We start from the raw sequence: 18,479 nt of genomic DNA, 5'->3' as shown, positions 1-18,479 counted from the left end.
TGGGCAATCGGGTTCTTTGCCTACAGTGCAGGATCAATAATACATATCCTTCTTGTTATTGCGATTATCGCAATATTATTAAGGCTTATTCAAGGAAAAAATATATAAAATAAATTAAAAATTAAAAATAGAAATTATGAATTCAAGTAAAGTATTATTAGGAGTTTTGGGGGGAGTAGCTGCTGGAGCAATCGCAGGAATCTTGTTTGCACCTGCAAAAGGTAAAAAAACAAGAAAGAGAATCCTTAATAAAGGCAAAGGTTTTGCCGATGATATGAAAGATAAATTTGAAGAATTATATGAAAATGTAACCGACAAATATGAAACTCTTTTGCAATCTAACGAAAATCTAATTGCTGAAGAAAAAACAAAATTAAATTCCATAAAAAAGGAAATCAAAAGTAACGAACATTAAATTCAATCCATTTATTTTTCTAAAGTTTCAAAACTTTAAACATAAAATCATGTACAATCAAGTAACAACAATGGAAATTCTCTCCGAAAAAGGAAAAAATTCTAATGAGTCAAATTCAAAATTAGGAATCCTAAGTTTGAAAGACAAAATAGCCGATGCCTTATCGTCTTTTATGTCAGAGTTGACGATTTCTATTGTTGTTACTATATTCTCTTTGCTCATAAAAATCGAAGGATTAAAATGTCTCTCGGGTTTTTGCTATCATAATAATTCAAAAAAAACGATGCTATGAAACCAATAAATGAAGCTGATATTTTAAATCAATCAATAGTTTTGATGGAAAACGAATTTGCTGCAAAATTAAATATCGTTAACAAAGAACTTGCCTATCAAAATAATGAGAAGGAAAAAAGGGCTGCAGAGCTAGTAATTGCCAACAAAGAATTAGCTTTCCAAAACATCGAAAAAGAAAATCGAGCAACAGAGCTAGTTATTGCCAATAAAGAATTAGAATATCAAAATAAAGTTAAAGAAAAACAAGCGGCAGCATTAATTATTGCCAACAAAAAATTAATTTTTAAAACTCAAGAGAGACAAATAAAGACAGCAGAACTAAACATTGCAAACAGAGAACTTAAAAAAGCAGAAGAAAAACAGAAAGAATACATAAAAGGACTTGAAGAAATGATGTTTATGACTTCGCATAAAGTAAGACAACCCATTGCCAATATTTTAGGTTTTTCGAATATGCTGGATGAGTCGATAAGTTCACCAGAGGAATTAAAACTATCTGTTGATAGCATAAAGCAATCCGCCCTTACACTGGATACTTTTACAAGAGAATTGACAACATTTATGTGCGAATTGGGAAAAGTAAAAAAATAAAAAATAAAAATATACTTATATTAACTAAACATTTGAAACTGTTTTAGTTTTTTAGAAAATCGAGGCCTAAAAACCTCGATTTTTTTTGTGTTTTATTTACAACTCCCCTGGCGTTAAAGATATATAAATTGTTAAATATATTGTTAAATTACTTATAACGTATTGATTATTAAACAAATATTAGTAATTTAGTGAGGTCAAATTTTCGGAATGTGTGAATAATGTAACTCTTTGCCTGAATTGTGTAATACTTATAGACAATAACTGAGCAACCTCTGTACCATAAAATTATTTAACCCTAAAAATAAAAAATAAAAAAAATGAAAATTAAAAAACTACTATCGATCATTGCAATACTATTTATTGCTTTAATGACAGGATGTGCAAAAGATGAGTTCGTAGAAACCATCGGTGTATGTCCAATTGTAATATCAACGATCCCAACTGACGGAGCTTCTGGTGTTCCCTTGAACCAGATTATTTCAGCTACCTTCAACGAAGCCATGAACCCAGCAACCATTACGCAATCCTCATTTATCATAACGGCAGCAGGAGTACCTGTTTCAGGAACGGTTACCTATTCAGGGATAACCGCTACATTTACGCCTACTAGCCGTCTTGCCATTAAGACTCTTTATACCGGTAGAATTACAACATCGGTAAAAGATGTACCAGGCAATGCTTTGCAAACGGATTATGTATGGACATTTACAACCGATGTTAATCCTCTTGTAGTTTCAACGGATCCTGCAAACCTGGCTGTAAACGTTTCACCTAATAAAATTATTACGGCAACCTTTAATATGTCAATGAATCCATTGACCTTAAATGCTACAACATTTACTGTTAAACAAGGTGCAACTCCAGTTTTGGGTACAATTACCTATGCAGGAACAATGGCATCCTTTACACCTTCTGTTCCATTAGCTGAAAATACAGTATATACTGCTACCATTACTAAGGGAGCTACAAACCTTGCCGGTACTGAGTTGGCCAGTGATTATGTATGGACATTTACTACTAGTATTAGACCAACCGTAATTTTAACTGACCCGTTACCTAATGCTACAGGGGTTGCGCTTAATAAAGTTATTAGTGCTACCTTTAGTGTGCCAATGGATCCGTTGACTATAAACGCTACAACATTTACCGTTAAGCAAGGTACAACTCCAGTTTTGGGTACAATTACCTATACAGATACAAAGGCTTCCTTTACACCTTCTGCTCCATTAGCAGCAAATACAGTATATACTGCTACCATTACGAAAGGAGCTAAAAACGTTGCAGGTACTGAGATGGCTAGTGATTATGTATGGTCATTTACTACAGATATTAGGCCAATTGTAGTTTCAACTGACCCTGCACCTAATGCTACAGGGGTTCCGCTTAATAAAGTAATTAGTGCTACCTTTAATATGCCAATGAATCCATTGACTTTAAACGCTACTACATTTACGGTTAAGCAAGGTGCAATTACAGTATTGGGTACATATGCCTATTCTGGATCAACGGTTTCTTTTACACCTTCTGCTCCATTAGCTGAAAATACAACATACACTGCTACCATTACGACAGGAGCTCAAAACACTGTAGGTACTGGGTTGGCAAGTGATTATGTTTGGAACTTTACAACTCCAGGTAGGCCAATTGTAGTTTCAACTGACCCGTTACCTAATGCTACAGGGGTTGCACTTAATAAAGTTATTAGTGCTACCTTTAATATGCCAATGAATCCATTGACTTTAAACGCTACAACATTTACAGTTAAGCAAGGTGCAATTCCAGTATTGGGTACCTATACCTATTCTGGATCAACGGTTTCTTTTACACCTTCTGCTCCATTAGCTCAAAATACAGTATACACTGCTACCATTACGACGGGAGCTCAAAACACTGTAGGTATTGGGTTGGCAAGTGATTATGTTTGGAACTTTACAACATTGATTCCAGTAATTGTAACACCACCAGCAACAAGTGGATTGTTCTTTGGAGTTTTCGGTGGTGATGCCGGAATAACCAATCAAGGATTATTTACTGTAGTGAATGGATCAATCGGTACTACCGCCGCCGCAACTTTAATAACAGGTTTTACAGATGGTACAAATGGTGATGTTTATACAGTAACCCCATTAAATAACGGACTTGTTACCGATGGAATATACACAGATGCACCCGCACCTGGAAGTGCTACCAAAGGAGCAACTGCATTAGCTGGATTGAATGAAGCCAGAGCTCTTTATCTTAGCATTTCTCCAGCTCAAATGCCAGGCGGTGTTGTTAATCCGGGAGCAGGCGAACTAGGTGGATTAACATTAGCTCCTGGTATTTATACAGCCGCTAGCACTTTTAAAATAACTAACGGAAATCTTACATTAGATGCTCAAGGTGATCCCAATGCAAAATGGTACTTTCAAGTACCTTCTGCTTTAACAGTAGGCGATGCAGCACCAAGTAGTGTTGTATTTTTAAACGGTGTAGGTAATCCTAATAATGTATACTGGTATGTGGGTAGTCAAGCTGTTATTAACTACGCCGGAGGTGGAGTTATGATTGGAAATATTATTGCTTATTCAGGGGTGACTTTGTCTTCTCCTGCCAATAGCACAAATGCCAGTGTAACGACATTAAACGGTAGAGCGATTTCACTAGTAGCTTCAGTTACCATGGTAAATACAGTCATTAACGTACCTACTAACTAAACAATTAATGTAATTGGTTAAAACCAAAAAATCATATCCCGTCTTCGGGCGGGATTTATTCAAACATAATAATAAAATTTTAAAAAATATAAAATGAAAAATATAAATAATTTTAAAATGGGATCATGTATGACGTGGTACCTAAATAACCTGCCCATTAAAAGTCTTATAATATTGGCTTTGGTTTGGTTAAATATTCAAACGCCAGTTCAGGCGCAGGAAATACAATACACAAAACCATCTTGGTGGTTTGGTGTAGCTGGTGGTGCTAATTTTAATTTCTATCGCGGTTCAACTCATATGTTGAATGCCGGTTTCACTCCTCCAGCTATATTTCATGATGGAGATGGTATTGGACTTTTTATTGCTCCGCTTTTAGAATACCATCGTCCGGATACAAGATTGGGTTTTATGCTACAAGCAGGATACGACAATCGTCAAGCTAAGTTTGACCAAGTAAAAACTGCCTGTGACTGTCCTGCAGACTTAAAAACTAATATTAGTTATATCTCTGTTGAACCTAGCATACGTTTCGCTCCTTTTAAATCTAATTTTTATTTATATGGTGGGCCACGTTTAGCTTTCAACATGGACAAATCATTCACTTACAAACTAGGAATCAACCCGGCTTATCCTAATCAAGCTGCCACTCCTGATGTAAAAGGAGATTTAAGTGATGTAAAATCAACGATTTTTTCAATGCAAATCGGAGCTGGATTTGATATTCCACTTTCTTCACAAAATAACCATACGCAATTTGTCTTATCACCATTTGTGTCGTTTCATCCCTATTTTGGACAGAACCCACGTTCTATAGAAACATTGAATATAACAACTGTTAGAGCTGGTGTTGCACTTAAATTTGGCCGAGGTCATCTAATTGCGAAACCTGAAGAAGTATTAGTGCCAGATCCTGAAGTTCAGTTTTCTGTGAATGCTCCCGCAAATGTTCCTGTTCAACGTCGTGTTAGAGAAGTTTTTCCACTTCGTAACTATGTCTATTTTAACATTGGTTCAACCGAAATACCAAATCGTTATGTAATGCTTAAAAAAGAAGAGGTAAAAGATTTCAGGGAAGACCAACTCGAAATGGTAACACCTATAAACCAATCTGGCCGCTCAGAAAGACAAATGATTGTGTACTATAATGTAATCAACATCCTTGGTGACCGTATGATTAAAAATCCTTCCACAACTATCGTCTTGGTAGGTTCTTCAGAAAAAGGACCAAAAGAAGCTAAAGAAATGGCAGAATCAGTTAAATTCTACTTGGTAAACACATTTGGAATTACGGCTACAAGAATTAGAACTAAGGGTCAATTTAAACCAAATATCCCGTCTGAACAACCAGGAGGAGTACGTGAATTAGACCTTCTTCGTGAAGGAGATAGAAGAGTTTCTATCGAAAGTAGTTCACCAGTTTTATTAGCAGAATTCCAAAGCGGTCCAGGTAAATCTAATGCATCAGAAACTGCGGCTTTACAAGAAGCTCCTTTAGAAAGTTATGTAACATTTAACACAAAAGGTGCAAACGAAGCTTTTACGTCATGGTCTATCCAGATTGCTGATGAAAAAGGAATGGTTCAATCATTTGGGCCTTACACTCAAGAAAGCGCAAGCTTATCTGGACAGTCCATTTTAGGAACTCGACCTGAAGGTGACTTCAAAATTACAATGATAGGTCAAACCAAAAGTGGCAAGGTTGTACGTAAAGAAACTACGGCACATATTGTGCTTTGGGCTCCAGCCAAAATCGATGAAGGAATTAGATACAGTGTTATTTATGAATTCAATGATTCAAAAGCCATCTTGATTTACCAAAAATACCTAACAGATGTTGTGGTACCAAAAATTCCCGCAAACGGAACGGTAATTATTCATGGTCATGCCGATATAATTGGAAATGATGCCTATAATTTAAAATTATCTATTGCACGTGCAAACGATGTGAAAAAAATTATCGGAAGTGCTCTGGCGAAATCAGGTAGAACTGATGTTAAATTCGAAGTAACCGGTTATGGTGAAGATCCAAATTTCTCCCCTTTTAAAAACGAATTCCCAGAGGAACGTTCTTATAACCGTACCGTGATAATCGACATTTTTAACACTGGTATATAAAGGAGCTAACAACTAGCAATACGCTTTAAGATTACAAAAAGGACAGGAATTTAAAATCCTGTCCTTTTTTATTTAACAATTTAGACCAAATCTCAAACCTTTTTTAATGTGTGAATTTTGCAACTACTAGCAATAAATATATAACATAAGCGGTTTGAATATTCTCCAACTTTACACTATAAATAATTCAACCATTAAAATTAAAATAACATAAAAAAAACAACCCTTTATTTAATGATGATGGTGTTAGCGTTAAGTATCATTCCGTCCACAATTATGACTTCCGAAAAAACCCCAACCGAAAAAGCAGTCGATACCAAAGAAATGCCCGCCGAAGTTAAAGTAATGTTGACACGTTTAGAGGAAATAAAAACAATGGATAAATTGTCAATGAATTATTCAGAAAAAAAGCACTTCGTAAAGAAGTCCGTGCCATTAATGCAACTTTAAGATCAACACATCATGGCGTTTATTTGTCTGTAGGTGCCGTTATCATTATCATCCTTTTACTGATTCTTCTTTTATAATGAATCATAATTAAAAGTTAATACCTCAGTATTGGCATGATAGTTGGCTTTAACAAAATGTTGAATTCAAAGAATACGATTAAAAAAATATTAATTAAAATAAAAACAAATGAAAACTTTAAAATTAATTGCCTTAGGAATAGTGATGTTTTTCGCATCAAGTACGATGCATGCGCAACTTTCCATAAATGTACATTTAGGCACAGCTCCATCATGGGGACCAGCCGGTTATGCTTCAGTAGATTATTATTATTTACCAGATATTGAGTCTTATTACGACATTCGTGCTTCTCAGTTTATTTATTTAAGTGGAGGAAACTGGGTACGATCAAGATACTTACCTAGACAGTATAGAAATTACGATTTGGATCGTGGATACAAAGTTGTCTTGAATGATTATCACGGTTCAAGACCATACTCAAATTTCAGAAGTAATAGAGAAAAATATTATAGAGGCTATAAAGGTAGACCTCAGAGATCCATCGGGAATAGAAATGAGGATCACAGAGATTATGACAACCGCGGTAACAACGGTAACAATGGTAACAACGGTAATAGAGGAGACAGAGGGAACAATGGACGTGAACACGGTAAACATTAATTTCTAGTTCTTCTGAAGAAAAGTATTATTCCTTTAAGCATTCAAAACGAGGCTGTCTCAAAAAAGACAGTCTCGTTTTTTTATGAAATCTGTTGACAATACTTTTATTTAAAAAAAACCATTCAAATCAACAAAGAAAAAACAAATCATCCTATAACATTTCACCAAAAACAAAATCCACTCCCAATTAAATCCCTATTTTTGTTCCAATAAAAACATAACAGGACTATTTTATGCTAATAATTGGTATTGCGGGCGGGACAGGAAGCGGAAAAACAACCGTTGTTCATCAAATAATGAATGAGTTGCCTGGTACCGAAGTTGGAATTATAGCCCAAGATTCCTACTACAAAGAATCTACAAACCAGAGTTATGAAGAACGGTCAAAAACAAACTTTGACCATCCCAGAGCCATCGATTTCGATTTATTGGTCGAACACCTCAAAGAACTCAAAGCAGGAAACACCATCAACCAGCCCGTTTATTCCTTTGCGACACACAACAGGACAGACGACACCATTTTGACGCATCCTCGAAAAGTAATGATTGTCGAAGGGATTCTAATTCTATCCAATCCCGAACTTCGAGATTTATTCGACATTAAGATATTTGTTCACGCCGATTCAGACGAGCGATTAATTCGCAGACTAAAACGCGATATTGCCGAAAGAGGTCGTGATATGGAAGAAGTTCTAAACCGCTACCAAACCACACTAAAACCTATGCACCAGCAATTTATCGAATCAACAAAGGCGTTTGCCGACATCATCATACCAAACGACAAATACAATACCGTTGCCATCGACGTAGTTCGTGCCGTAATAAATCAACGAATTCTATAAATTTATTGTACTTTTATTGCCTATTTTTTTCAGGAGCTATTTCCCGCTTTTCGTTGCAATCCACGCCCAAAAGCGCGGGATTTCCACTGTAATCGGGGCTAAAAAACACAGAATTTCAAATGACAAAATCCTATAAAGACAAACCTTGGTTTAAATTTTTAAGCAACAAATACGTATGGGTTTTGTTGTTTTTTTCGACTTGGATGATTTTCCTGGACAACTATTCCTATTTTGATCATCGCATTTTGGACAAACAAATCGAAGAACTCCAAGACAACAGAAAATATTATCAGGACGAAATCAAAAAAGACCAGGAAAACATTAAACAGCTCAAAAACCCGGAGCAAATAGAAAAATATGCCCGGGAAAAATACTATATGAAAAAAGATAGCGAAGACATCTATATCATCGAGTTCGAAGGCGACACCATTGAGAAAGATGTTAGTAAATAGTCCAATACAAATGAAGATTACAAAGTTACATTTAAACTTTAATCCTGAAATCCGTAAATGAAAAATCTATTCGACGATTTTAATCCCATTTCCTCCAAACAATGGAAACAACGAATTCAGTTTGAACTCAACGGTGCCGATTATAATGAAACCTTGATTTGGAATTCACCCGAAGATATTCAGGTAAAACCCTTTTACCATATTGACGAATTTCGAGGAACATCAGATGTAAATACAAAAGCTACCGAGTTCAGAATTTGCCAAAACATATTCGTTCACGATCTCGAAAAATCGAATCTTCGAGCCATTGACAGCATCAATCGCGGTGCCGAAAGTATTCGTTTTACGATTCAAGACGAAAATACCGATGTTAAAAAACTACTGGAAAATCTTCCTTTGGAAAAAGTGACGACGTACTTCAATTTGGCATTTCTATCAGTCGATTTCGTCAAAAAAATAGATGCGATTGCCAAGCAGGAAAATGCAAAAATATTCTGTAATCTTGATCCAATTGGGGAATTAGCTAAAGGAGGGAATTGGTTTGTGACCAAAGAAAAAAACAATTTCGAAACGCTTAATTTGATTTCGGCAGCAACATCCTCTATTTCTTTTATCAGCATTGATGCGGGTTTATACCAGAATGCCGGTGCCAATATGGTGCAACAAATTGGATATAGTTTGGCTCACGCCAACGAATATTTCAACCGTTCCGATAGCTATCGGAATGGAACGATAAACCAGCCAATTGTTTTTGAAATTTCGGTGGGTACCAATTACTTTTTCGAAATCGCCAAACTTCGTGCCTTGCGACTGCTTTTCAATCTAATTGCCAAGGAATACAACCACAACTTCGATTGCCATTTGCTGGTTTCGCCTACAAAACGAAATAAAACAATCTATGATTATAATGTGAATATGCTGCGCACCACAACCGAATGTATGAGTGCCATTCTTGGCGGAGCCGATGCCATTGCTAATTTACCTTACGATGCGTTGTACCATAAAGACAATGAATTTGGCGACCGAATTGCCAGAAACCAGTTGTTGATCCTCAAACACGAAAGCTATTTCGACAAAGTCAACAATCCTGCTGACGGAAGTTATTACATAGAAAGCCTGACAAATCAATTAGCCGAAAAAGCCTTGGCTTTGTTCAAGGATATAGAAGCCAATGGCGGTTTCTTGAAACAACTCAACGAAGGAATCATCAAAAGAAAAATCCAGGAAAGTGCCGACAAAGAACAGGAATTATTCGATTCAGGGAAAGAAATCCTTCTGGGAACCAACAAATATCCCAACAAAAATGATAGAATGGCAGCCAATTTGGAACTGTTCCCTTTTGTGAAAATAAAACCAAGAAAAACTTTGATTACGCCCATAATCGAAAAACGTTTGGCGGAACAAATGGAATACGATAGAATTAAAGAAGAGAAATAATTAAAATTATTAGGATGAAAAGCATACTATATCTATTGGTGTTTTTTATTTCATACGTCGTTTTTCCACAACAAAAAGCTGTTGAAGTCACTAACATTTACACTGGAAAAGTAAAAATTTTAGAAGAAAACCAACGCATTAAAATAAGAACATTGGACGGGAAAAAATATGTTGGAAATCTAAAATTTTCGGATAGTTTAACGATTGTTGTCGACTATCAATCCATAAAAATCGACAGCCTAAAAAGTATAAAAAAACAACCAAAAGTCTTGGCAACAGTCAAAACAGTCGTCTTGATTGCAGGGCTAACGGTTGTTGGAAGTTCCTTGGTTGTTGCTTCTGGCGGAAGTAATTGGGCATTTTTGCTTTTCACCATTGGTTCCGGCGTGACAATGAGTGCCGGTCTTCTTGAAGGTATCAATACAAATTATTCGGATAATAAATGGACTTTTAAAATTATAGAAAAGTGACGCAGGAAAATTTTTAAAATATAAAATTAAAGGAGGCGGACGTTCAAATTTAGAAGACAATTTTTCAAAATAAAACGATTATATTTACATCTCAAAATAGAAAATTATGGAAGCAATAAGACAAACAGTCAAAGTAAAAAATCATAAAATAAAGATTACGCTTCCTGATGATTTTAATGCAGATGAAGTCGATGTCATTATTTTACCCTCTTCAGCAAAATATGAAATACCGCAATGGCAAATCGATCAAGTTAGGGAACGTACTGAAAAGTATTTAAAAAATCCAGAAAGTGCAACAGACATTGATGATTTTTTAAAAGAAATAGAAAATGAATTATAAAATTGTCATTATTGACGAGGCTAAAGTTGATTTTAGAGAATCGCTCTTTTGGTACAAAAGTGTAGATCCAAAATTGGCTAAAAGATTTCATCTTTCATTTAAAGAAAGTCTAGCGATTATAAAAAAGAATCCGTTTCATTTTCAAAATCGATATGATGAAGTTAGAATAATAATGTTAACCACATTTCCTTATTTAATACACTATACCATCAACAAAAATGTCATTGTTATCAAGGCAATTTATCATTCATCAAGAGATAGCAGATTAAATATCTTATAAATATAGTTAAGCTTTGAGAAAAAATCTCCAACATATAAAATTAGAAAGTTCCAAAAAACAAAAAGGAAATTTCAATAATTTGGAACAAACCTTCCTCACCGCCGAAGGCATTGAACTAAAAAAAACCTATTCCGAACAAGACATCGAAAACCTCGAACATCTTGATTTTGGAGCCGGCTTTGCGCCAAATTTACGCGGCCCTTACGCAACAATGTATGTCCGCCGGCCTTGGACAATTCGTCAATATGCAGGTTTTTCGACCGCCGAAGAAAGCAACGCTTTTTACAGAAGAAATCTTGCCGCAGGACAAAAAGGGCTTTCCATAGCTTTTGATTTGCCCACGCATCGCGGCTACGATTCGGATCACGAACGCGTGGTTGGCGATGTAGGAAAAGCGGGAGTTGCCATAGATTCTGTCGAAGATATGAAAGTGCTGTTTGACCAGATTCCATTGGGCGAAATGTCGGTTTCAATGACGATGAATGGAGCGGTTTTACCCATTATGGCATTTTATATCATCGCTGCCGAAGAACAAGGAGTAAAACCAGAACAACTTTCCGGCACGATACAAAATGACATTCTGAAAGAATTTATGGTTCGGAATACCTATATCTATCCTCCAGCGCAATCAATGAAAATTGTTGCCGATATTTTCGAATTCACCAGCAAGAAAATGCCGAAATTCAACTCTATTTCCATTTCGGGTTATCACATACAAGAAGCCGGAGGCACGGCCGATATCGAGTTGGCTTACACTTTAGCGGATGGTTTGGAATACATCAGAACCGGACTGGCAACAGGAATGAAAATCGACGACTTCGCTCCTCGCCTATCTTTTTTCTGGGGAATCGGGATGAACCATTTTATGGAAATTGCCAAGTTGCGTGCCGGACGAATGATTTGGGCAAAATTGGTAAAGCAATTCAACCCCAAAGACGATAAATCATTGGCTTTACGAACCCATTGCCAAACTTCGGGTTGGAGTCTGACAATGCAGGATCCTTTTAACAACGTGGCGCGAACAACTATAGAAGGTTTGGCTGCAGCATTGGGCGGAACGCAATCGTTACACACCAATGCCTTGGACGAAGCGATTGCATTGCCAACAGATTTCTCGGCAAGAATTGCCAGAAATACCCAAATATTTTTGCAGGAAGAAACCAAAATCACCAAAACCGTAGACCCTTGGGCAGGCAGTTTTTATGTGGAAAGTTTGACCAATGAAATTGCCCAAAAAGCTTGGAAACTCATCGAAGAAGTCGAAGAATTGGGCGGAATGACCAAAGCAATCGAGTCAGGAATTCCGAAACTGCGCATCGAAGAAGCAGCCGCCAGAAAACAAGCGCGTATCGATAGCAACCAGGATATCATCGTGGGCGTCAACAAATACAGATTGGAAAAAGAAGATCCATTGCAAATCTTGGATGTCGATAACCAGATGGTGCGCAGGCAACAACTGGAACAATTAGAAAAAATCAAAGCAACTCGTGACACAAAAAAAGTACAACTTTCACTCAAAAAACTAACCTTTTGTGCCCAAACCGGTGAAGGAAATTTACTGGAATTAGCCGTTGATGCTGCAAGAAATCGAGCAACTCTTGGCGAAATCAGCACTGCGCTTGAAACGGTTTTCGGAAGATACAAAGCACAAATTAAATCCTTTAGCGGCGTGTATAGCAAAGAAATAAAAGACGACGAAAGCTTCGAGAAAGCAAAACAACTAGCCGACGAATTCTCCAAAAAAGAAGGCCGTCGCCCTAGAATTATGATTGCCAAAATGGGGCAAGACGGACACGATCGCGGGGCGAAAGTCGTTGCCACGGGTTATGCCGATTTGGGTTTTGATGTGGATATTGGTCCGCTTTTTCAAACGCCAGCCGAAGCCGCCAAACAAGCCGTGGAAAACGACGTGCATATTCTTGGCGTTTCCTCACTCGCCGCAGGACACAAAACATTAGTACCGCAAGTCATTGAAGAACTCAAAAAATACGGTCGCGAAGACATTATGGTCATTGTTGGCGGCGTGATTCCCGCGCAAGATTACCAGTTTTTGTTCGATGCCGGAGCAGTTGCTGTTTTTGGTCCCGGAACGAAGATTAGTGAGGCTGCGATAAGTATTTTGGAGATATTATTAAATTGATATACACCAAACCTGACAGGTTTTAAAAACGGGTCAGGTTTGCAATAACAAAATTATATGCAATCTATTGAACCACTTGAAAACGGAAAATATTACCATGTATACAATCGCGGTATAAATAGTGATATACTTTTCAAAGAAAACAGTAATTACGAACATTTTCTAAAATTACATGATTTGCATATTGAGCCAATGGCAGAAACATATGCTTGGTGCTTAATGAAAAACCACTTTCACTTTTTGATAAGAATCAAGGATGTTGAAGAAATAAAAACTGAAAATAAAATTCAACCTTCTCAATCATTTTCAAATCTATTTAATGCCTACACCAAAGCATTTAACAAAAAATACAATCGGCACGGTGCTCTTTTTGAAAGACCTTTTAAAAGAAAATCAATTGAAAATGAAAATTATTTTCAAAATATTATAGCATATATTCATAACAATCCCGTTCATCACCTTATTTGTGAGCATCCAATAAATTATCCTTGGAGTTCTTACATAACTTGCCTTTCTGACAAACCAACGAAATTAAAACGTAAAGAAGTAATTGAAATATTTGATGATATTGAAAACTTTAAACACGTTCATCAATTAAAAAGTAATGACTTTACGATAGAAACGTTTTTAGGGATATAGTAGGAGTTATAAACCTGACAGGTTTCCAAAACCTGTCAGGTTTTAATTAAAACAATCCTACTTCATTTATAAATTTAAAGCCTATTTTTTATGTCCAAACTCCCCAACATAACCACGAGCATATTTACAATAATGTCCAAAATGGCGGCCGAACATAATGCCATCAATCTTTCGCAAGGTTTCCCCAACTTTCCCGTTGATGAAAAATTGACTGATATTGTCGTCAAACTTGCCAAAAAGGACGTACACCAATATCTCCCAATGGCGGGTTATCCTCCGCTATTGTTGAAAATTGCGAAGCTTGTCCAGCAATCGTATCACAGAATCGTCCAGCCTGAAACGGAAATACTGGTAACTGCCGGAGCGACTCAAGCCATTTTTACCACGATTCTGGCTTTGGTAAAAACGGATGACGAAGTGATTATTCTCGACCCGAGTTATGACAGCTACGAAGCTCCCGTTTTGTTGTGCAGCGCAAAACCCGTTCGAATAGATTTGAATGACGATTACACGCCAAATTGGGAACGAATCGAAAAAGCCTTTTCTCCAAAAACAAAAATGATTGTCATCAACAATCCGCATAATCCGACTGGGAAAATCTTGACCGAATCGGATTTAGAGGCTTTGGAAAAAATATTGGAAAAATACCCAGAAGTTATTTTGCTTTCGGATGAAGTCTATGAATACATCACTTTTGAACACAGACATATTTCAGTTCATACACGAGAAAAATTGCAAAATCGGAGCATTGTGGTTTCCTCTTTTGGAAAATCATTCCATATCACGGGCTGGAAAGTGGGTTATCTCGTGACTCCGGAATACTTGATGAAGGAAATCAAAAAAGCCCACCAGTTTTTGGTTTTCAGCGTCAACAGCATTTCACAAGTCGCCATTAGCGAGTATTTGGACTTGGTTTCCGTGGAGGAACTTGGGAAATTCTATCAGGAAAAACGAGACTATTTCAGGAAATTGCTCCAAAACAGTAGATTCGAATTGATGCCTTGCGAGGGAACTTATTTTCAGGTGGTTTCTTATGCTGCCATCCCGATAGCTATCGGGACTGATGAAAACGATGTCGATTTTTGCAAGCGTTTAGCTGTAGAATATGGTGTGGCTGCTATTCCTATTTCTACTTTTTATGCCGATGGAAAAGACTTAAAACTGATTCGGTTTTGCTTTGCGAAAGATGATAAAACGCTGGAAGAAGCGGCTAAAAGATTGTGTGCAGTTTAAAATTTGTCATTTCGACGAAAGGAGAAATCACATAGCGAGAACTATAAACATAAATAAAAAGCGCAACAGATGCGATTTCTCCCGCTGGTCGAAATGACAAAATAGATAATTATAAAATCATAAATTATGCTAAATCCACAATTAGGTTTTCATTCTTATTACGTTTACATCATCACAAATAAATACCGTTCTACGTATTATATTGGTATGACCAATAATTTAAAAATGCGATTACAACAACATAAAAATAACCTTGAAACAGAAAACAAAACTTTTGCTTCAAAATACACTATAGAATTTTTAGTGTTTTACGAAAAATTTACTTGGGTTCAAGAAGCTATTGCGAGAGAAAAAGAATTAAAAAAATGGAGAAGAGATAAAAAACTGGCATTGATTCGGGGTTTTAATCCAAAATTTGAATTCTTAAATCATCATTTTGAGTAATAGTTATTCAATTAGAAGACTCTCTGTCATTTCGACGATAGGAGAAATCACATAACGAAAGCAATGAAAGTGAGCAACTAATGAGATTTCTCCCGCTGGTCGAAATGACAAATAAAGCATTGAAAAACGCTGAAATTATTGAAGTTGATTCGGTTTTGTTTTGCAAAAGATAATAAAACGCTGGAAGAAGCCGCGAAAAGATTGTGCGCTGTTTGATGATTTGTAAATAATTATTTATATTTTTGAATTAAAATAAAGTATGCCGTTTGTCATACATATAAAAGGGTTATGAGTTATTCAAAGCGAACTCGGTGGATTACAACAATTCAGAAATAACTTCAAAGATATAATGGAATCAAAATTTGAATATTTAATCAGGGATTTGCTAATCTTGTCATCTGAAAAAGAAGACCAAATAAACTTAATGGAAACGGAAATGTTGGAACTGAAATGCTAATAAATTTTGGCCTTTCAAATCAAAACTTAGCTCAACTCGCCAATCAAAAAGTTATTAATGACATACAAAGAGCTGCATTAGAAGAATTCCAATTTGACATAGATTATAATCTAAACTTGGATGACAATCTTGAATCAGATGAATGGAAAAAAACTAGAGAAAGGGCGAAAGACATTTTAAAAATTTTAAATGCGAGTCATTTCAAAGTTGTTCTAGATAAATCGGGCAAGTTTTGGGAAGCGAAATTAATAGAATGAACAGCTAGCGCGAGCGTTCCGCTCGTGAACACTAACAAAAGTAAATAGCTGTAAAATTGTAATAGGCACGAGAGTGACCCTCGCGCTAGCAATGAGAGGATATAATGAGCAACTAATGTGATTTCTCCTTCGTTGAAATGACAAAACTCACCATAGAAATTTTCTCAATTTACTATGCGCGCCTACTAACTATTTTCTTTATATTTACAATTCAAAAAAAATAAACTATGGATTTCTCGGCAAAAATGCTTCGTGATAATGCCCTTGAAGGCAAAGTGATTGTGGTAACCGGCGGCGGAAGCGGATTGGGCAAAGCAATGACCAAATATTTTATGGAATTGGGCGCGAAAGTGGCCATCAGTTCGCGTGATTTGGAAAAACTACAAAACACGGCAAAGGAACTGGAAACCGAAACTGGCGGAACCTGTTTGGCGGTACAATGTGACGTTCGCCATTATGACCAAGTGGAAGCAATGTTGCAAGAAGTCCTGAAAGTTTACGGAAAAGTGGATGTTTTGTTGAACAATGCCGCAGGAAATTTCATTTCACCAACTGAGAGATTATCGGCCAATGCTTTTGATACTGTTATTGATATCGTTTTGAAAGGTTCCAAAAACTGCACCCTCGCTTTTGGGAAACATTGGATTGACACCAAACAAACCACTTCTACTATATTGAATATCGTAACAACTTATGCCTTTACCGGTTCGGCTTATGTGGTACCAAGTGCTGCCGCAAAAGCGGGAGTTTTAGCAATGACTCGAAGTCTTGCCGTGGAATGGGCAAAATACGGAATTCGATCCAATGCGATTGCTCCGGGACCATTCCCGACAAAAGGAGCTTGGGACAGATTATTACCTGGCGACTTGGCAGAAAAATTTGATATGGCAAAAAAAGTGCCTTTGGGAAGGGTAGGAAATCATCAGGAATTGGCAAATTTGGCGGCCTACTTGGTTTCTGATTTTTCGGGATACATCAACGGTGAAGTTATCGTTATTGATGGCGGCGAATGGTTGAAAGGAGCAGGGGAATTTAATATTCTGGAAGCTATTCCGGAAGAACTTTGGGATCAGTTGGAAATGATGATTAAGGCAAAGAAAAACAGTTAGCAGGTTGCAGTTTTCAGATTGCAGAAAAATTGAATAGATTCAAATATATAATTGAAAAAACGGAGAGTTCATTGGGTTCTCTTTTTTTTTAGCCCAGATGGAAACGGAAATCCTTTTATAAAAAAATCTATTTTTTCCTGAGATTGTAGAGCGACCAACGGAAGCTGCTGCAATGTCTTGGAAAAAAATATTTCTTTATAAAAGATTGAAGTGCACAGCTGGAAACAACTCCTGAAAATTCTAAAAAAAACATCCTCTGACAACCAAAGACCGACAATAATCAAACCTTAACAAATGTTAACAAAATAGATTTTCAGAAACGATAATTAATTGTATTTTTACCGTTCAAAATTTAGAAAAATAAATGGGCAAAATCATTGCGATTGCTAATCAAAAAGGTGGTGTTGGAAAGACTACAACTTCTGTAAATCTTGCTGCATCGCTAGGTGTTTTAGAAAAAAAAGTGTTATTGATAGATGCCGATCCGCAGGCAAATGCGAGTTCTGGATTGGGCATTGATGTAAATAATGTAGAAATTGGAACCTATCAAATTCTGGAGCACAGTAATACGCCCAAAGAGGCAATAGTGAAATGTTCGGCTCCAAATGTGGACATAATCCCATCTCATATAGATCTTGTTGCCATCGAAATCGAATTGGTCGATAAGGAAAACAGGGAATATATGCTTAAAAAAGCATTGGAAAGCATCAAAGACGATTACGATTATATTATCATAGATTGCGCACCTTCTCTCGGATTGCTTACCTTGAATGCTTTGACAGCTGCCGATTCGGTGATTATCCCTATTCAATGCGAATATTTTGCATTGGAAGGTTTAGGTAAATTATTGAATACGATAAAAAGCATTCAAAAAATTCATAACCCCGATTTAGATATCGAAGGTTTATTGTTGACTATGTTTGACTCGAGATTGCGTTTATCCAATCAAGTGGTCGAAGAGGTTCAAAAACATTTCAATGATATGGTTTTTGATACCATAATTCAAAGAAACGTAAAATTGAGTGAAGCACCCAGTTTTGGCGAAAGCATTATAAACTACGATGCCACGAGCAAAGGAGCTACCAATTACCTGCATTTAGCCCAGGAAATCATAAAGAAAAACAGCAAATAGTT

21 protein-coding genes are annotated in these 18,479 nt (G+C 36.5%); all 21 read left to right on the top strand.

All coding sequences use genetic code 11. The features are described from left to right. Nucleotides 1-6: 6 nt before the first annotated feature. The 21 genes from B2145_RS02125 to B2145_RS02025 all read left to right on the top strand — a co-directional run bounded on the left by B2145_RS02125 (nucleotide 7) and on the right by B2145_RS02025 (nucleotide 18,477). On the top strand, nucleotides 7-108 hold the full coding sequence (locus tag B2145_RS02125; protein ID WP_414654988.1) for a lmo0937 family membrane protein: 102 nt from the start codon (nucleotides 7-9) through the stop codon (nucleotides 106-108). Between the two features lie 28 nt (nucleotides 109-136). Then, the gene (locus B2145_RS02120) at nucleotides 137-415 is read left to right on the top strand and encodes a YtxH domain-containing protein (RefSeq protein ID WP_291097639.1); all 279 of its coding nucleotides are present in this window, start codon (nucleotides 137-139) and stop codon (nucleotides 413-415) included. Nucleotides 416-464: 49 nt separating this feature from the next. Next, entirely contained in the window at nucleotides 465-707 is a 243-nt protein-coding gene (locus tag B2145_RS02115) for a hypothetical protein (RefSeq protein ID WP_291097637.1), read from the top strand. 44 nt (nucleotides 708-751) lie between these two features. Beyond that, on the top strand, nucleotides 752-1,300 hold the full coding sequence (locus tag B2145_RS02110) for a histidine kinase dimerization/phospho-acceptor domain-containing protein (protein WP_291097635.1): 549 nt from the start codon (nucleotides 752-754) through the stop codon (nucleotides 1,298-1,300). A 371-nt stretch (nucleotides 1,301-1,671) separates the two neighbouring features. Next, complete coding sequence (locus B2145_RS02105; protein WP_291097633.1) at nucleotides 1,672-3,999, top strand: Ig-like domain-containing protein; 2,328 nt, start codon at nucleotides 1,672-1,674, stop codon at nucleotides 3,997-3,999. A 93-nt stretch (nucleotides 4,000-4,092) separates the two neighbouring features. Beyond that, complete coding sequence (locus tag B2145_RS02100; protein ID WP_291097631.1) at nucleotides 4,093-6,117, top strand: outer membrane beta-barrel protein; 2,025 nt, start codon at nucleotides 4,093-4,095, stop codon at nucleotides 6,115-6,117. Nucleotides 6,118-6,393: 276 nt separating this feature from the next. Then, nucleotides 6,394-6,567, top strand: coding sequence for a hypothetical protein (locus B2145_RS02095; protein WP_291097629.1), 174 nt, complete (start codon nucleotides 6,394-6,396; stop codon nucleotides 6,565-6,567). Nucleotides 6,568-6,810: 243 nt separating this feature from the next. Further along, the gene (locus B2145_RS02090) at nucleotides 6,811-7,245 is read left to right on the top strand and encodes a hypothetical protein (protein ID WP_349677738.1); all 435 of its coding nucleotides are present in this window, start codon (nucleotides 6,811-6,813) and stop codon (nucleotides 7,243-7,245) included. A gap of 233 nt (nucleotides 7,246-7,478) precedes the next feature. Then, nucleotides 7,479-8,087 (top strand): uridine kinase, encoded by a 609-nt coding sequence (gene udk, locus B2145_RS02085; RefSeq protein WP_291097625.1) that lies wholly within the window; start codon nucleotides 7,479-7,481, stop codon nucleotides 8,085-8,087. Between the two features lie 119 nt (nucleotides 8,088-8,206). After that, nucleotides 8,207-8,539, top strand: a complete 333-nt coding sequence (locus B2145_RS02080; protein ID WP_291097623.1) for an FtsB family cell division protein — start codon at nucleotides 8,207-8,209, stop codon at nucleotides 8,537-8,539. A gap of 57 nt (nucleotides 8,540-8,596) precedes the next feature. Then, on the top strand, nucleotides 8,597-9,976 hold the full coding sequence (locus B2145_RS02075; RefSeq protein ID WP_291097621.1) for a methylmalonyl-CoA mutase subunit beta: 1,380 nt from the start codon (nucleotides 8,597-8,599) through the stop codon (nucleotides 9,974-9,976). Between the two features lie 14 nt (nucleotides 9,977-9,990). Next, nucleotides 9,991-10,446 carry a hypothetical protein gene (locus B2145_RS02070; RefSeq protein ID WP_291097619.1) on the top strand — a complete coding sequence of 152 codons (456 nt, stop codon included), beginning with the start codon at nucleotides 9,991-9,993 and terminating at the stop codon, nucleotides 10,444-10,446. A 106-nt stretch (nucleotides 10,447-10,552) separates the two neighbouring features. Continuing rightward, entirely contained in the window at nucleotides 10,553-10,786 is a 234-nt protein-coding gene (locus B2145_RS02065) for a hypothetical protein (protein WP_291097617.1), read from the top strand. Further along, on the top strand, nucleotides 10,776-11,066 hold the full coding sequence (locus tag B2145_RS02060) for a type II toxin-antitoxin system RelE/ParE family toxin (protein ID WP_291097615.1): 291 nt from the start codon (nucleotides 10,776-10,778) through the stop codon (nucleotides 11,064-11,066). The genes B2145_RS02065 and B2145_RS02060 overlap by 11 nt, the downstream gene beginning before the upstream one ends. Nucleotides 11,067-11,079: 13 nt before the next feature. Next, nucleotides 11,080-13,206: a methylmalonyl-CoA mutase gene (scpA, locus tag B2145_RS02055; RefSeq protein WP_291097613.1), complete on the top strand. Its 2,127-nt coding sequence runs from the start codon at nucleotides 11,080-11,082 to the stop codon at nucleotides 13,204-13,206. 57 nt (nucleotides 13,207-13,263) lie between these two features. Beyond that, nucleotides 13,264-13,845 carry a transposase gene (locus B2145_RS02050; protein ID WP_291097611.1) on the top strand — a complete coding sequence of 194 codons (582 nt, stop codon included), beginning with the start codon at nucleotides 13,264-13,266 and terminating at the stop codon, nucleotides 13,843-13,845. Nucleotides 13,846-13,935: 90 nt separating this feature from the next. After that, the gene (locus tag B2145_RS02045; RefSeq protein WP_291097609.1) at nucleotides 13,936-15,078 is read left to right on the top strand and encodes a methionine aminotransferase; all 1,143 of its coding nucleotides are present in this window, start codon (nucleotides 13,936-13,938) and stop codon (nucleotides 15,076-15,078) included. 126 nt (nucleotides 15,079-15,204) lie between these two features. Further along, nucleotides 15,205-15,522, top strand: a complete 318-nt coding sequence (locus tag B2145_RS02040; RefSeq protein WP_291097607.1) for a GIY-YIG nuclease family protein — start codon at nucleotides 15,205-15,207, stop codon at nucleotides 15,520-15,522. Between the two features lie 450 nt (nucleotides 15,523-15,972). Continuing rightward, the gene (locus tag B2145_RS02035; RefSeq protein WP_291097605.1) at nucleotides 15,973-16,236 is read left to right on the top strand and encodes a hypothetical protein; all 264 of its coding nucleotides are present in this window, start codon (nucleotides 15,973-15,975) and stop codon (nucleotides 16,234-16,236) included. A 227-nt stretch (nucleotides 16,237-16,463) separates the two neighbouring features. After that, nucleotides 16,464-17,345: an SDR family oxidoreductase gene (locus tag B2145_RS02030; RefSeq protein WP_291097603.1), complete on the top strand. Its 882-nt coding sequence runs from the start codon at nucleotides 16,464-16,466 to the stop codon at nucleotides 17,343-17,345. 364 nt (nucleotides 17,346-17,709) lie between these two features. After that, the gene (locus B2145_RS02025) at nucleotides 17,710-18,477 is read left to right on the top strand and encodes a ParA family protein (protein WP_291097601.1); all 768 of its coding nucleotides are present in this window, start codon (nucleotides 17,710-17,712) and stop codon (nucleotides 18,475-18,477) included. Nucleotides 18,478-18,479 lie beyond the last annotated feature (2 nt).

Source organism: Flavobacterium sp. UBA5153 (assembly GCA_002413745.1).
In the GTDB taxonomy this organism is placed as follows: domain Bacteria; phylum Bacteroidota; class Bacteroidia; order Flavobacteriales; family Flavobacteriaceae; genus Flavobacterium.
Note: the sequence above shows the minus strand (reverse complement) of the source record. Positions and strands in the feature narration are given on the sequence as shown.

Coding starts and splice junctions, on each gene's coding strand:
- B2145_RS02035 (WP_291097605.1), top strand. CDS start 15,973: ATGCTAATAAATTTTGGCCTTTCAAATCAAAACTTAGCTCAACTCGCC.
- B2145_RS02115 (WP_291097637.1), top strand. CDS start 465: ATGTACAATCAAGTAACAACAATGGAAATTCTCTCCGAAAAAGGAAAA.
- B2145_RS02040 (WP_291097607.1), top strand. CDS start 15,205: ATGCTAAATCCACAATTAGGTTTTCATTCTTATTACGTTTACATCATC.
- B2145_RS02030 (WP_291097603.1), top strand. CDS start 16,464: ATGGATTTCTCGGCAAAAATGCTTCGTGATAATGCCCTTGAAGGCAAA.
- udk (WP_291097625.1), top strand. CDS start 7,479: ATGCTAATAATTGGTATTGCGGGCGGGACAGGAAGCGGAAAAACAACC.
- B2145_RS02050 (WP_291097611.1), top strand. CDS start 13,264: ATGCAATCTATTGAACCACTTGAAAACGGAAAATATTACCATGTATAC.
- B2145_RS02070 (WP_291097619.1), top strand. CDS start 9,991: ATGAAAAGCATACTATATCTATTGGTGTTTTTTATTTCATACGTCGTT.
- B2145_RS02090 (WP_349677738.1), top strand. CDS start 6,811: ATGCATGCGCAACTTTCCATAAATGTACATTTAGGCACAGCTCCATCA.
- B2145_RS02080 (WP_291097623.1), top strand. CDS start 8,207: ATGACAAAATCCTATAAAGACAAACCTTGGTTTAAATTTTTAAGCAAC.
- B2145_RS02075 (WP_291097621.1), top strand. CDS start 8,597: ATGAAAAATCTATTCGACGATTTTAATCCCATTTCCTCCAAACAATGG.
- B2145_RS02065 (WP_291097617.1), top strand. CDS start 10,553: ATGGAAGCAATAAGACAAACAGTCAAAGTAAAAAATCATAAAATAAAG.
- B2145_RS02045 (WP_291097609.1), top strand. CDS start 13,936: ATGTCCAAACTCCCCAACATAACCACGAGCATATTTACAATAATGTCC.
- B2145_RS02025 (WP_291097601.1), top strand. CDS start 17,710: ATGGGCAAAATCATTGCGATTGCTAATCAAAAAGGTGGTGTTGGAAAG.
- B2145_RS02100 (WP_291097631.1), top strand. CDS start 4,093: ATGAAAAATATAAATAATTTTAAAATGGGATCATGTATGACGTGGTAC.
- B2145_RS02105 (WP_291097633.1), top strand. CDS start 1,672: ATGACAGGATGTGCAAAAGATGAGTTCGTAGAAACCATCGGTGTATGT.
- B2145_RS02095 (WP_291097629.1), top strand. CDS start 6,394: ATGACTTCCGAAAAAACCCCAACCGAAAAAGCAGTCGATACCAAAGAA.
- B2145_RS02110 (WP_291097635.1), top strand. CDS start 752: ATGGAAAACGAATTTGCTGCAAAATTAAATATCGTTAACAAAGAACTT.
- B2145_RS02120 (WP_291097639.1), top strand. CDS start 137: ATGAATTCAAGTAAAGTATTATTAGGAGTTTTGGGGGGAGTAGCTGCT.
- B2145_RS02060 (WP_291097615.1), top strand. CDS start 10,776: ATGAATTATAAAATTGTCATTATTGACGAGGCTAAAGTTGATTTTAGA.